This window comes from Cytobacillus sp. FSL R5-0569, from assembly GCF_038007265.1.
In the GTDB taxonomy this organism is placed as follows: Bacteria; Bacillota; Bacilli; order Bacillales; family Cytobacillaceae; genus Cytobacillus; species Cytobacillus kochii.
Genome location: NZ_JBBOWW010000001.1, coordinates 335,929 through 350,522, shown reverse-complemented (window position 1 = coordinate 350,522; position 14,594 = coordinate 335,929). Strand labels below are relative to the sequence as shown.

The 14,594-nt window shown below is 37.4% G+C and carries 16 protein-coding genes and 1 riboswitch; of the genes, 5 read left to right on the top strand and 11 right to left on the bottom strand.

Translation table 11 applies throughout. The features are described 5' to 3' along the window. Positions 1-37: 37 nt before the first annotated feature. Complete coding sequence (locus MKX78_RS01890; RefSeq protein WP_095370919.1) at positions 38-1,390, top strand: MFS transporter; 1,353 nt, start codon at positions 38-40, stop codon at positions 1,388-1,390. A gap of 51 nt (positions 1,391-1,441) precedes the next feature. Here the strand turns inward: MKX78_RS01890 and phaZ are convergent, their stop codons facing one another. Next, the gene (gene phaZ / locus MKX78_RS01885; RefSeq protein ID WP_095370920.1) at positions 1,442-2,305 is read right to left on the bottom strand and encodes an intracellular short-chain-length polyhydroxyalkanoate depolymerase; all 864 of its coding nucleotides are present in this window, start codon (positions 2,303-2,305) and stop codon (positions 1,442-1,444) included. Positions 2,306-2,417: 112 nt separating this feature from the next. Here phaZ and MKX78_RS01880 point away from each other — a divergent pair, with 112 nt between their 5' ends. After that, positions 2,418-2,762, top strand: coding sequence for a DUF6176 family protein (locus MKX78_RS01880; RefSeq protein ID WP_341049536.1), 345 nt, complete (start codon positions 2,418-2,420; stop codon positions 2,760-2,762). Between the two features lie 336 nt (positions 2,763-3,098). Here MKX78_RS01880 and MKX78_RS01875 read toward each other — a convergent pair whose 3' ends face one another. Next, entirely contained in the window at positions 3,099-3,419 is a 321-nt protein-coding gene (locus MKX78_RS01875; protein WP_341049534.1) for a hypothetical protein, read from the bottom strand. Positions 3,420-3,573: 154 nt separating this feature from the next. On the opposite strand from MKX78_RS01875, the gene MKX78_RS01870 reads away from it, so the two are divergent. The 3 genes from MKX78_RS01870 (at position 3,574) to MKX78_RS01860 (ending at position 6,168) form a co-directional block, all read left to right on the top strand. Continuing rightward, positions 3,574-4,173 (top strand): glycosyltransferase family 2 protein, encoded by a 600-nt coding sequence (locus MKX78_RS01870; RefSeq protein WP_095370924.1) that lies wholly within the window; start codon positions 3,574-3,576, stop codon positions 4,171-4,173. Between the two features lie 40 nt (positions 4,174-4,213). Then, positions 4,214-5,209, top strand: coding sequence for a polysaccharide biosynthesis protein (locus tag MKX78_RS01865; protein ID WP_095370925.1), 996 nt, complete (start codon positions 4,214-4,216; stop codon positions 5,207-5,209). 197 nt (positions 5,210-5,406) lie between these two features. Then, positions 5,407-6,168, top strand: a complete 762-nt coding sequence (locus tag MKX78_RS01860) for an IclR family transcriptional regulator (protein WP_095370926.1) — start codon at positions 5,407-5,409, stop codon at positions 6,166-6,168. Between the two features lie 223 nt (positions 6,169-6,391). On the opposite strand, the gene MKX78_RS01855 is transcribed toward MKX78_RS01860, so the two are convergent. The 9 genes from MKX78_RS01855 to MKX78_RS01815 form a co-directional block, all read right to left on the bottom strand. Further along, complete coding sequence (locus MKX78_RS01855) at positions 6,392-7,147, bottom strand: 3-oxoacyl-ACP reductase (protein ID WP_095370927.1); 756 nt, start codon at positions 7,145-7,147, stop codon at positions 6,392-6,394. Between the two features lie 92 nt (positions 7,148-7,239). Then, positions 7,240-7,341: riboswitch (TPP riboswitch) on the bottom strand. An 85-nt stretch (positions 7,342-7,426) separates the two neighbouring features. Further along, the gene (locus tag MKX78_RS01850; protein ID WP_307315591.1) at positions 7,427-8,962 is read right to left on the bottom strand and encodes a glycosyltransferase; all 1,536 of its coding nucleotides are present in this window, start codon (positions 8,960-8,962) and stop codon (positions 7,427-7,429) included. Between the two features lie 117 nt (positions 8,963-9,079). Next, a complete protein-coding gene (locus MKX78_RS01845) occupies positions 9,080-10,744 on the bottom strand; it encodes an ABC1 kinase family protein (protein WP_307315593.1) in 1,665 nt (554 codons plus the stop codon). 29 nt (positions 10,745-10,773) lie between these two features. Further along, complete coding sequence (locus MKX78_RS01840) at positions 10,774-11,076, bottom strand: phasin family protein (protein WP_307315594.1); 303 nt, start codon at positions 11,074-11,076, stop codon at positions 10,774-10,776. A 435-nt stretch (positions 11,077-11,511) separates the two neighbouring features. Beyond that, the gene (locus MKX78_RS01835) at positions 11,512-11,931 is read right to left on the bottom strand and encodes a disulfide oxidoreductase (protein WP_095370930.1); all 420 of its coding nucleotides are present in this window, start codon (positions 11,929-11,931) and stop codon (positions 11,512-11,514) included. 2 nt (positions 11,932-11,933) lie between these two features. Continuing rightward, on the bottom strand, positions 11,934-12,620 hold the full coding sequence (locus tag MKX78_RS01830; protein ID WP_307315597.1) for a DsbA family protein: 687 nt from the start codon (positions 12,618-12,620) through the stop codon (positions 11,934-11,936). A gap of 77 nt (positions 12,621-12,697) precedes the next feature. Next, positions 12,698-13,168, bottom strand: coding sequence for a nucleoside deaminase (locus MKX78_RS01825; RefSeq protein ID WP_307315599.1), 471 nt, complete (start codon positions 13,166-13,168; stop codon positions 12,698-12,700). Positions 13,169-13,186: 18 nt separating this feature from the next. Further along, positions 13,187-13,759: a hypothetical protein gene (locus tag MKX78_RS01820; RefSeq protein WP_307315601.1), complete on the bottom strand. Its 573-nt coding sequence runs from the start codon at positions 13,757-13,759 to the stop codon at positions 13,187-13,189. A 70-nt stretch (positions 13,760-13,829) separates the two neighbouring features. Beyond that, entirely contained in the window at positions 13,830-14,525 is a 696-nt protein-coding gene (locus tag MKX78_RS01815) for a CPBP family intramembrane glutamic endopeptidase (protein WP_341049528.1), read from the bottom strand. Positions 14,526-14,594 lie beyond the last annotated feature (69 nt).

Here is a 14,594-nt window from a genome sequence, read left to right as displayed (position 1 = left end):
GTAAGCGATTGCAATCTCTAATTGATGGGGGAAACAAATGAACAAAATAAACGCAGCGGAAGTGATTAATAATAGTAAGTTTAATCGGTTTCATTTCGGCTTACTTGCCTGGAGCTTCCTTATTATTCTCTTTGATGGCTATGATTTAGTTGTTTATGGTACCGCCGTACCAGTTTTAATTGAAGAATGGGGGTTAAGTTCGGTCCAAGCTGGAGCCATGAGTAGTTATGGATTATTAGGGATGATGTTTGGTGCCATCTTTTTTGGTATTCTTGCTGATAAAATGGGAAGAAAAAATGTGATTGCACTTTCACTGATTCTTTTTAGCTTATTTACGTTCCTTTGTGGATTTGCCTCTTCACCTACAACCTTCTCTATTTATCGATTTATTGCCGGTTTAGGTTTAGGTGGAATTATGCCTAACGTTATTGCCTTATTGACAGATTACGCGCCAACGAAAATGAAAAGTATGGCTGTTTCCATTGTATTATGTGGATACTCTTTTGGTGGGATGCTTGCACCGATTCTAGGAATCTTCGTTATGCCTACACTCGGTTGGGAATCAATTTTCTGGTTTGCAGGTCTACCATTATTACTGTTGCCTGTCATATATAAATTTTTACCTGAATCTTCAGCCCATTTAATTAAGAAAAATAAGAAACAAGAACTATTATCTGTGCTACGTAAAGTAAACCCTGCACAAAAGATGGATGAAAAAACAGAGTTCTTCCTACAAGTCCAAGAGGAAAACAAAGTTCCTGTTGTCGGACTATTCAAAAACAATCGCGGTCTAAGTACCGTCATGTTCTGGATTGCGTTTTTCATGTGCTTATTAATGGTTTACGGCCTAAATACTTGGTTACCGAACTTAATGATTGAAGCGGGTTATGCCTTAAATTCCAGCCTAGCGTTCCTTATTACGCTACAAGGTGGAGCCATTGTTGGGACACTCATTATTGGCTGGCTCTGTGATAAATACGGTTCAAAGAAAATGCTCGTGCCCTTATATGCACTTGGTGCAGTGAGCTTAACATTACTTGGATTTGGTGGCAGTGAATTATTCATTTATTTACTCGTTGCTATAGCTGGTGCTAGTACAATCGGTGCCCAAAACCTTGTACAAGCCTATGTCTCTCAATATTATCCTCCTAATATTCGATCCACAGCATTAGGAATGGCTTCAGGAATAGGGAGATTTGGAGGCATGCTCGGGCCACTTCTCGGCGGATTCTTATTAACGGCCGCTCTCCCTATTCATATGAACTTTATCGCATTTGCAATTCCAGGGTTGATTGCTGCCATTGCCTTAGCTCTCGTCCCAATTAAACGGGCCTATAAGCCTGAAGCTACTGTGGTAAAAGAGAATGAAACGATAAAAGTTGCTAATTAACGAGGATGTAAAGAAAAGAGCCATATATTTTGGCTCTTTTCTTTTGCCTACTTATCTTTGGAAAAAGTTTTCTAATTCCCTTATCACTTCATCAACTTCTTCTATAACGAACGCATGGCCTGCATCTAATTCTCTAAAAATGACATTAACGCCAGCTCTCTTTAAATCCTCTAGTAATGTAGTCGTCATTTCCCTTGTAGTTAAGACATCCTTATTTCCCCACAAAAGAAAAGTCTCTGCTTGAATATTGTTTATTTCTCCTGTTCCCTCAGCTGCATCATTATCAATATCAGTTATATTAAACACATTAGCTGCATGTGCAACATCCATCATATTCCTTTGTTGTATTGCTGCTTCTATATATCCTTCAAACCGTTCTCCTAATGCCTGCCTGCCTTTAACAAACATCAACTGTTCTATCGCTTCGGTAAAAAAAGCAAACTCTTTCATCTTCTGTGCTTCTACTAACCTATTTAACATTGGATCTTTTTCTATTGCTTCTCTTGTTTGATAGCGCTTATTGTTTTCATCATAGGCTGGATATCCACCGGCTGGCATGGAGGCGAGCAAAACCATTTTTTCAACAAGGTTTGGATACATTGCTGCAAATTGCAACGCAATACCACCTCCATTTGACCAACCAATGATTGTTATTTTATTTAAAGAAAAATGATCACAAAATAATTTCAAATCATAAGCGAATGTCTTAAAATCCTCTATTGGCTGATTGTAAGTAGATCGGCCATAACCTCTTAAATCCGGGGCATAGACCGTATACTTTGAAGGTATTTTCTCCAAAAATACGTCCCAATGATTCGCTGAGGCATAATTGCCATGAACGAGAAGTAGAACCTTCTCTCCCCCATCCTTTTTCAGATAATCATACACTTCACCGTTACTTAACCTGCATTCCATTTAAACACCTCTACTTTCTCCTTTAAACCTCTCATACTATTCGATTAAAGCTATCTTTATTCCTTTTTATGTTAAAATATTACATAAACATTCTAATAAAAGGAGAGATTGTATGAACGTTGAACTCACACGTTTTAAGGTTAAAAAAGGAAAAACAAAAGCTGTAGACGAATGGTTACAATTCCTTAATCATCATATGAAAGAAGTACTCCTCACACTTGAAGAAGAAAAAATGTATATTGAAACGATTTTTCGCGAAGTACAAAACGAAGATGAATATCTTTACTGGTATTCTGTACAAGGTAGGGATGGGATTGAAGTGACTGAATCCACCCACTGGGTAGATAAAAAACATCTCCAATATTGGCAAGATTGTATAGATGAAACCTACAAACCAGTTAATTTAATTACCGAAGTCGTTATGATTCCAGAGAAAATCAGAGCAAATATGACTTAGCTTAAATAGGCTAAGCACTTTTCACCTTCCGTCCATATAAGAAGAACGAAATGAGTCCTAATACGGTATATAATATAACAGCATTCACCATACTACCTACCTCAAACCAATACGAAACTGGAATTATTATCGCAGCGGATGAACAGATAAAGCCTATGATCATCTGCTTTATTAAGCGCGCGCAAATAATACCTTGGATAATAAAAGCTAGCGGAAAAAGGACATAAATCCCTAATAATAAGATTTTGCTAAACGGAAAAAATGAACATATCCACGTAAATATAAAAATACATATAGAGGGAAATAAAACTCGAAAAAACATCTTCATGTCAGTGTTCATCCCCTTCTTTTTATAGACAATATTATAGCCTTCCACCAAAACCACAATAAAACAAGATAACCGAAAACACTATACAACGCCCATAGTGCACCATCAGAAAGCTCATGAAGGAAAAACTCCCCTTCATTCATTTCTTCACCGCGACCAATAGCATTGAATATAGAAATAAAAGGGATTGTTAGAACAAAAAAGATGACAAATAATGCTGTTTTTCTAATTTGTTTCCTCCATAACATTCTTAACGCCATCATAAATGAAATAAACAAAAAGAGATAATACAATAGCCAAAACCATAACGGTAAACTCACCATAAACATTCCCTCACCCCTCTTGAGTGTAATATTACACTAAAAGAAATTTATTGTAAATAATTTCTTTTTATGTCCTAAATTCACCACTTTTAATTAGGCGCATACACTAAACGATATAACACCTGCCCCAAAATCATGCATAATAAAGTGAGGAAAAGTCATGAGATTCAGCTTTTTATCCCCGGTTTATAATAGTGAACAATGGGTTCGCTCGATGCTTGATAGCATTCCTAAAGAATATGCCGATGAAATCATTGTTTGTGATGACGGATCAACCGATCAAACATTATTGATGTTAAAAGAATATCAACAACAGTACCCTCAACTAAAAATCTTAGAAAATGGGGAAAATCGTGGCGCTAGCTATTCGTATAATCGTTGTATCGAAGCCGCAACTGGAGATTATATTGCCATTATTGATAGCGATGATATTTATTTACCAACCATTCGTGAAGTACTCGCTAAAATAGATGGTGAGTACGACATTTATTATTACAGCATGGTGACAAAGGATGGCCAGCTCTTTCAAGCAACGGAAGAAAATTATCGTGAATGGTGTGGGCAATTTAGGATCATTAAGAGAAGCTGTGTGGGAGAAGCGAGATTTTCTGAAAGACCGGATATGGCGGGGGACTGTGATTTTCATCAAGCGCTCTTAGAACAAAACCCTTCAGTGCACATAACAGGAATTATCGCTTACTGGTATAACTATCCACGAATAAATTCCGAATATTATTTATACTATTTTGGATTAAAGTAAGCCCATTGTGGGAAATGACAGAAAGGTGCGTTCCATACTTATGTTTAAAAATAAAACGCTATTAATTACAGGTGGAACCGGCTCGTTTGGGCATGTGGTGTTAGAACGTTTTTTGCATAGTGAAATAAAAGAAATACGCATCTTTTCTCGTGATGAAAAAAAACAAGATGACATGCAAAAACAGTATGCAGATGGAAGAATCTCTTATATCCTCGGCGATGTTCGGGATATGAGTACTTTATTACCAGCTGTGGACGGGGTTGATTACATTTTTCATGCAGCAGCCTTAAAACAAGTACCCTCATGTGAGTCACATCCGCTAGAGGCGGTGAAAACGAATATTCTTGGCACCGATCATGTATTAAGTGCAGGCATACAAGCAGGGGTAAAGAAAATTGTCTGCCTATCAACGGACAAAGCAGCCTATCCAATTAATGCAATGGGAATGTCTAAAGCTTTAATGGAAAAGACATTTATCGCTAAATCGAGACAAGCTAACGCTCGTGGTACCATTATATGTGGCACAAGATACGGAAATGTCATGGCATCAAGGGGGTCCATCATTCCGCTACTCATAGAACAAGTAAAGGAAGGAAAGCCGCTAACTGTTACGCATCCTTTAATGACCCGTTTTATGATGAGTTTAGATGAGGCTGTCGAACTCGTATTGTACGCTTTTGAGAATGCTTGTAATGGGGATATTATGGTACAAAAATCGCCTGCTGCCTATATTACAGATTTAGCACAAGCGATTAAAGAACTTTTTCACGTTAGCCTTCCTTTAGAATTAATTGGCACACGGCCGGGAGAAAAGCTCTATGAAGTTTTACTAACAAAAGAAGAAGCAGCGAAAGCTATTGATCTTGAAGGCTTCTATCGCATTCCTCGAGATACCAGAATAGAAACTGATACAAACTCTGTAGAAGAATATCACTCCAATAATACTTATCGTCTCTCTGTAGCTGAACTAAAAGAAAAACTACAATCATTATCCTATGTTCAAAAAGAGCTAAAAAAATGGAAAAGGTTAAATTAATATATTTGACCGCTCCCTATTTTTCGTGAGTTGAGCACCTTCATTGACCAAGTTAATAATCGCCAACTCACTTACTATTCTTATATATACTGAATTTATAGGGATATCCTACCAACCTTCTAAAGGAAGGTTGTTGTTTGATGTAGTTTCTGATAAATTAGGATTCAACATGACTAGCATATTGAGGAGTTACATACATGGAAATACAAAAAAGTAGTACGATGATACAATCCTTGCAAATAGGCATTTCTATCATCGAATTAATCTATCAAAAAGATACCCCAATGAAATTCTCAACCATTCAAGAAGAAACCGGTATTACGAAAAGTAATTTATATAAATATTTAAATACACTTACGCAATTGAACATGCTCTATCGTGAAAAAGGGACAAACCTGTATTATCTTGGAAGCAAATTGATTCAATATGGTACAGCCGCCTTTGGTAGTCGTGATATTGCCGATGCAATCACTCCGTATATGCAGGAACTTTCTTCGCTTACTTCCTGCACCGTTTCGTTTTCATTATGGACAAACAACGGACCTATTACGACAAAGATTTGTCATTCGAATGAACCACTTCATATTGGTACACAACTAGGCGGAAGCTTACCACCAACATCTGCCGCAGGGAAGATTTTCTTAAGTTTCTTAAACCCAGTACTGACAAAAGATTGGCTAGGAGACGGGGAAGCGATCGATAACGCAGAATGGCAAATGATTCAACAATCGAAAATCTCCTTCGCTACCGAACCTTTAATTCCATCGATTTCTTCGGCTTCCGTCCCTTTGCTAGACTACCAGAATCAATTACTCGGTGCAGTGACAGTTGTTGGATTTAACGATAAGATGCCTAAGGAAGCATCGGATCCGATGAGCAAGCAACTGCTGAAGTTTCACCTACAAGCATCTTCTATGTTTGGCTATCGATATAAACAAGGAAAAATTGAACAATACTGATTGAACGTTCAATCGACCGTTTTAACATCTAGTAGAATAAAATACTAGTGAGAAAATTAAGTTGTTATTTTAAAAATATCCTTTTCTGCGAATAAATTGGAGTTTAGCTTCGACTTAGTCTCACATTTGCTGATATAAGCTCTTTACTGATTTATCAACCTACAAAATAAGTCCATTTTATTGAAAAAGGCCGCCATAAACAAAGATGACGACCTTTTTTATCTTAGTTCATCGTCAATCCATGATCAACGACTAGATTTTGTCCCGTAATCGCTCTAGCGCCTGGAGAGGCTAAGAAAACAACGGCTTCTGCTACGTCTTCTGGTTTTGTCACACGGCGGATAGCAGAGTTATCAGCCACAATCGCAAATACCTCAGGGGTAGTAACAGCACTTGCATCCGTTGTTTCTAATAATCCACCGGAAACCATATTCACATTAATATCATACTGTCCGAGCTCTTTGGCCATATTGCGTGTAAAGCCAATTAATGCCGCTTTGGCTGTTGTATATTCATGGTAGGCAACGACTGGGTTCTGGTAAAGATTCGTGCCAATACCAATCACACGGGCTTGCTGTGAATCCTTTAGAGCCGGAAGAGCAGATTGAACAACATTTAAGCTTGCTTTTATCGCGCCTTCAAACTGGGTTTGATAGCTAGCCCAAGATAATTCCTCTACTTTCGCCTGTGCCACAGGATCAAATTTAAATTGAACTAATGCATTATTTACAACGATATCCAAGCGACCAAAATGAGCAATTGTGTCTGCTACCATTGCTTTTACTGCTTGATGATCTCTTACATCAGCTTGGATAGCCAATGCACGATCTTGTCCGATTTTTTCAACTACTGCATCTGCTTTTTCTTTATTATTAAAATAATTAACGACTACTTTGTAGCCCTCCTTACCAAACTTTTCAGCAATTGCAGCTCCTAATCCACGACTTGCTCCTGTTACTAACACGACTTCTTCTCTCACGCTATTCCCTCTTTTCAATAGATGTAATTAAAAATGTTCAGGGAAACAAAACAAAAGGCTCCCCGAAAATGGAGAGCCTACCATACATATGCATATAGTTGGAAGATGCTCCCTACGATCGTCTTAACGAACAGGTTCTAAGGGTCAGGTTTTAACCTTCTCAACTCATTTTCTGAGTCCCCCTGCAACAATTTTTAATTATTTTTAGTTTAGCATACAAATAGTTTCCTAGCTATGAATCGAAGTTCATTTCGAAACTGACCATTTGCTTTATGTTTCTCACCATTGTTTTAAACGGGGATTCTTATCTAGAATCGATTCATATTGTTTCTCATTACCGTAGAGGCTATTCGGGTCAAGCAGCTTATATCTCTCATATTTTTCTAATCGATCTTTTTCTTTTGCCCAGCCTAAATGCTTGACTCGCATTGTGGATAAACTGTGGGTAAGTTGGAAGATGTTTTCTGGAAATCTCCCACAATGCTGTGGTGTTTCTTTCCAGACAGGCTGAAAGGTTGATCTAACTCTTGCTAGAAATGGACGGTATAAGAAATGTGCTTGCCAGTATTCATCTTCACGATAATGGTCTTCATCCCACATATCATACAGTCTAAAACAGTACAGGTCGATAGTATCCTGTTTAACAAAGTCATCAATATAATCAATAAAACTCTCCTCAAACCATTCATCTGCGTCAAGATTTAATACCCAACCTAAAAAACCATTCGTTGCTTCTAACCACTGTTGTTTTCTTAGTTCCACTTCATTGGCAAACTGGGAGCTTGCATTCTTGACCAATTTAATTGGCATACCTTTTAGTTCTTGCAAGAAAATCGATATAGTCTGATCAGTACTAGCATCATCTATAATCACAGCTTCATCGATAAATGGCTTTACTTTCTTTAACATCGTTTGTAAATAACGACCTTCTTCATTCTTCACAATCATCGATAAGCGAATTTGATGGCTTTCTGCTTTTTCTGGATAAATAGGTAGTTCGCTATAAGCATACTGACATTTTTCTTTAAATGCGGGTATGCCTGTAAGGTCAGAAGAACGATAAATATGATAAGCTGGCAGATGCGTGTCTACATGTAGATCCAGTCCTAATGCCACAGCTCTCACACAAAAATGTCGATCTTCTCCCCAAAAACTGAGATTTTTAATTTTACTAAAATGAATACCTGCTAACAAAGCCTTCCTGCTAATTAGCGTGCACGCACCTAATCCTCCTACTTCATAAACACCTGGAGTTTGTAACTGTTGAATAAAGGCCTCGGTTTGAACGGCCTTTTCTTCGTCTGTTATGGCACCTTCATCCGCCTGTCTCCAGTGGGTATATTCATCTGTTAACCACACCTGCGGATAAGGAATTGTCCCCTCTTGCCAAGCCGTCCAAAATACCTCTGAAACAATTTCTTTTTTCGTGGAAATAAGTGTATGAAGGGTATTCGGGTGTAAAAGCAAATCAGAGTCAATTAAAAACAAATAATCAAATTCTTCAAATTTCGCCTGCTCAATAAGCATATCTTTGAAGCGAGCAACCTTCCAGATGAGAGCATCATTCCAGAAATGGGTAAAGTCGGTACGAATATAGATACTATCTTCTTTTGCGGATAAAATCGCAACATCTTTCTTCCATTTGGCAAAATGACGTAGTAATCTACTTGATTCTTCATTCTGATTATCATCTATGAAAAGATAATGAATCTCCATTGTATCCGTTTTTAAATTGGCTAAGGATAGCAGAAACTCTTTTAAAATATCGGGTTCTTGATTAATTGGACTGCCAATGAGAATTTTTGTATTAACCATAAGCAACATTAACGTTTATTGACAAAACCGTTCACCTCTCTACACTATATTCTCACCATGAATTGCTTGTGTAGTGAAATCAGAAAAATTCTACCCAAAACAAAAAGCAGAGAGTCGTCAGAATCTCCCTGCTCTAATGATGGTGTATATAAGAAATAAGAACATTAATATCGCAATGACGAAGCCGATTTCTACTGCTGGTATATTCCATAGGAGAGATGATTGCCTGCCAAGGGCGGAACCGATAATTAAACCCACCATTATAATGCAAAATGCTAGCAACACGATACTAAATGCTAGCCGGTTGCTGATACGATCAATTCTCGTTAGAAATTTTTCACTGTTTGGCAAGTTCAGTTCGAGCGGGATTTTTCCCTTTTTGATAAGGGCAATCAAATCTTTCAAATTATACGGCGCTTCCTTTAGAATATCAAAATACTCCCCGATATGAGCTAGCGAATCTTTCGCCAAATGATCAGGTCGATATTTATTAATAATTAATCGTCTACCAAAAGGCTCAGCAATTTTTAATATGCTTATATTAGGGTCAAGTTTTTCAACAATACCTTCCATTGTTAACAATGTTTTTCCCACTAATGTTAAGTTTGTTGGGATATGTATATGATGTTGATTGGCAACGGAAAACAAATCATTAACCGCCTCGCCAATTGATATTTCACTAAACGGAATATCATAATATCTCTCTCTTAGTAAATCAACATCAATTTTTAAAAGTTCAACATCGACATCATCTTGGACAATACCCATTTTAGTGATGGCTTTAATGACTCCATCGGTGCTTTGCCGCAACATGGCAATAATTAATGATGCTAAATTTTCTTTCATATCCTCAGTTAAACGTCCAACCATACCAAAATCCATGAAAACAATTACATTTCCTGGTAATACACAAATGTTACCTGGATGAGGATCTGCATGGAATACACCTTCCTCTAATATTTGCTGGAGGATGCCTTCAACGATTCTTTCGGCGATCAGTTGTTTATTAAACCCTTGTTCCGCCAAACTTTTATTTTCAAGGATGCCGCACCCTTCAATATATTCCATAGTTAACACTTTTTTCGTCGTATATTTCCAGTATGTTTTTGGGATTTTATAATGATTATTGTCTTCAAATTGATTGGCAATTTTATCTGCATTACGACCTTCAAGTAAATAATTCAACTCATTTAACAATGCTTTAGAAAATTCTTTCATCATTTCCACTAACTGATATTGCGATGCCCAATGTAGCCGTTTTTCTGCGATTTTAGCAATTTCTATCAAAATTTCTAAATCTGTTCTCATGGTTTTCTCAATATCAGGCCTTTGTACCTTAACAGCTACTTTTTCACCAGAATGGAGGACACCATAATGGACTTGACCGATAGATGCCGATCCTAATGGCTCCTCTTGAAATTCTGTAAAGAGGTCATGTAGTTCTTCCCCTAGTTCGGTTTCAACAATTTTTTTTACCTCTGCAAATGAAAATGACGGAGCATGTTCCTGCAATTTTTCCAATTCCCTAATGATTGATTCCGGAAAAATATCTGACCTTGTACTCGCAATCTGACCAACTTTAATAAACGTCGGTCCAAGCTCTTCTAAAAACAGACGAACACGTTCACCTGTCGTCTTTTCATGAATTTCCTCTTGCTTTCGCATGAACATACGTTTAGGTAGGGACAATACTTCATGCAAGCCTAATTCTTTTAAGAGATAACCAAAACCGTAATGAGAGAAGGCTACGGCAATTTCACGATAGCGATGAATATGACTCATCTTTGGTTTGAAAATGGCAAAAACCTCCCTTAATTCTCTTCTCGATTGTTTGCCTCAAGTGCTAGAATCCGTTCCTCTAATCTTAAGACATCATCCTTTGTAGCGATATTCAAATCATGCAATAAACTAGTCATTCGTTGATGGGCTTTGTCGTCTATCTGCGTTTGCTTCTCTTGGCCTTTCGCCCTTACCTCCTGCATAAAATCCTTCGCTTCCTGTTTTGTTAACTCTCCTCTTTTCACTAACTCATCCATCATTTCTTGTGCACGCTCTTTCCCTGCTGCTGCTAAACCTAACCCTAACATCATCCCTTGTTTTATTGGGTTTTTCATCTCATTTCCTCCTTTAATAAATGGCAGATTTTCACTAACATTATTTTACCCATTTTCAAGTAGATTAAGCATGAAAAAACATATATCACAAGTTGTTCTAACAGATGGGAAATTCAGAGATAGTTAGAAAATTAATCAAAGAAAATGCAATGCCTCACTTCATTTTTACGCTCATGTCCAACCCTAGAAAGTAGATGAAGAATGGGCAAGTCGGATTAAAGCGGAAGTGTTCACGGAATTTGCGGATGAATGGCGATGTCCGATTTACATACAATTCTATTCGTGATTTTCAAATGAATTGTGTGCATATAATGAGATTTTACGCTTGTCTCATGTCAAGCAGCTTCCCCTTCTTCCATTTACAAATTCACAACCGATTTCTACTCTATTACGAACAAAACAAAAACCCCGTACAATCATATGTACGAGGAATGTTTATGATGCTTGATTGTCTTTTTTTATCATCAGGCAAAAGAAGATAATAAGCGTGAAAGCCGTTAATGCCAAGAAAGGAATGGTGATAAACCCGAGCCAATTGATATATTGGCCACTACATGGTACACCGCTTGAACATGGGGTGACCTCAGCGAGTCCAGGCACTTTTTGTACAAGATAATGATAGAGAGAAATACACCAGCCAATAAACGCCATTGGTAGCGCAAATCTTCGCACAGAAATATCTTGATAGAACGTACCGATCCCCAAGATTAAAACGAGTGGATACATGAATATTCTTTGATACCAACAGAGCTCACAAGGAATAAACTGCTTAATTTCACTAAAGTATAGACTACCTAATGTTGCTATGAGTGCAACCACCCAAGAAAAATACAACATGATTTGATTTTTCTTCATTCTTATCCCTCTAACTCTTCTTCAATCAAACGTTTGATTGAATCATAATTAAATGGATCTGTCACCATTTTATCGTTAATCATAATCGTCGGTGTGAGCTGGACTTCATATTCACCTACGAGTGAAGTGTCATGATTAACCGCCTCTATTGTTGCGCTTTTTTTCATTTCTGCCAATAGATCTTCTAGTGGAATTGACGTCGTTTCTGCAACGACTTCCTCTAGCACTTCCGTTGTTAACCAGACAGAATCATGTTGCCCACTCTCTGGCTGCTTATCAAACAAACCTTTATGGAATGCCCAGTATGCATCAGGTTCCAATAGATGAACAGCTTCGGCTGCAACTGAACCTAATTTAGACTCATCGCCATGGAAGAGCACATTGATATAAGAGAAATTCACTTGATTCGTGTCTACATAATCTTCCACTAATTGCGGATAAATAGTCTCACCCCATTGTTTACACGCTGGACATTTAAAGTCGCCAAATTCTACGATTTGTACAGGTGATTCCGCCTTGCCTAAAACAGGCTGTCCTTCAATAGGGGGTGCATTTTCAAAAGATGTATACTCATCCTTTTCATTTCCTTGATTGTTTATGAACACCATGATAACAACTGCGATAACGACAATAATCGTAATAAAAAATAATAACTTCATCGGTTGGAATTGATTTTTATTTGTGCCCATACTGCTCTCCTTTATGTAGATGTATCACTTTTAAGAATAATATATCCTTATGCAGAAAGTAAGGAATTTCCGTGAAGTCAATATGAAGTTCGATTGACTTGCTTACTCCAAGCATCAAAAGGGAGCTGTGATTGATTTAGTGTCAATTGTACAAACGGAAGACCTCTATCTTTCGGGTCTATGCCAATCTCTTGGTAAATAAAATCATCATCAAAAAGCGCTTTTGCTGCATCTTTCCGATCGGCTGCGTAATACACATTTTCCAAACGCGCCCAGTAAATCGCACCTAAACACATGGGACAAGGCTCACAGCTTGTATAAAGAATACAGCCTGTTAATGTGAAAGATTGTAACTTCGTACATGCTTCCCTAATAGCCATTACTTCCGCATGCGCCGTTGGGTCATGAAGAGCTGTTACCCTATTCACACCTTTGGCAATCACCTTCCCGTCCTTTACAATGACTGCTCCGAAAGGTCCTCCTGCATTTCCTACGTTTTCTACTGCTAGATGTACTGCCTCTGTTAAAAATTGTTCATGATTACTCATCTCGTCCCTCCCATTTATTTAGGCTTTTTGTTTAATACCATGAGATTCTAACAGGATTTGCAACTGTTCATAAGCCTCTGTTGAAGTAACTAGTAAACTAACCTGACTCGAACGACCTGAATGAAGCTTCATCTCAAAACCATCATTTACTTTTTTATCAAAACCAAAATGACGGTTATTAATATCAATAGACTGAACTTCATAAGAATCAATTTTATGCCAAGGGATATACTTTAGCCCTTTAACAATCCCTTTTTGAAGAAAAACTAATTGGTTAAACAGAAACTCCATTTGAAAAAGAGGTACAAGTAACAGCAGATAATTTGAAACATCTAACTGATCGGAAAAAACAATAAACATGATCGCGATAAACACCATACATGTGATAAAAATATAAGTAAAGATACTGCCCTTCTGACTAGCTACCTTTGGCTCTGCTATCGGCCTTTGCGGCTCAATACGAATGTCCTCTAATACTTCATCTGGCAATGGGAATACCTTATTTTTCTTAATCTTAAAGAAAACATTAAATAAGCGATAATAATAAAAAAGTAATAACATAAGCAGTAAAATAGCAAATAACCATTTCATTCTATTCACCCCCTCTATTGTTTACGATTATTCGCTTCAAACGTTTCGTGAAAACTAAAAATTAAGATAATTAAGTAAAGGCACTTAATAGAATCGCCAGTCCGTTAAAAACGCTATGGATAATCATCGCAGGATAGATGGAGCCTGTTTTCTCATAAGTCCAAGCGAAGATAAGTCCACTGAAAAAATTAACTGGTAATGTGTTATAAGTCGGTAAATGTACCACCGTAAAAATCGTAGAACTAATGAGCATACTCAGTCCAATATTACATTTAGTCCTAAACCATTTGTAAATAAAGCCACGATACAAAATTTCTTCATAAATGGGTGACACAATGGCCGCAGATATAAATGCAATGAGAATCGTAAAACCATTCAGTTCTGCTGTTAATGAAGCGGTTTTCTTATTTTCTACGCCAACACCAAATAAATCCATAAGAATAACAAGCAATCCACTGCCCACTATTAGAAAAAAAGTCCATCCGATAATCGGTAGCCAATAGCTCTTAGCAAACGACTTCAAGCCAAGCGACTGCCAATTCAATCCATATGATTTAATCGTAATATAATAAAGAGCCACTGTAAAGGCAATTGCCATGATTAACCCTGTCAAAGTCCCCGCATATAAATCATTTTGAAATAACCGCTGCAATAGGTCTTGTGCCCAATTTTCAATGAATATCGGCACTATGATGAAGACAAACATCAGAATAAGTAAAAACGTTTGTATTGACCAGCGTGATTCTTTTGAAAATAAGGTATTCACTCCATTTACCCCCAATTTATTTGATATATTAAGAGTACCTGGTTACGTTACGTCATCTTCAAGTTCAAA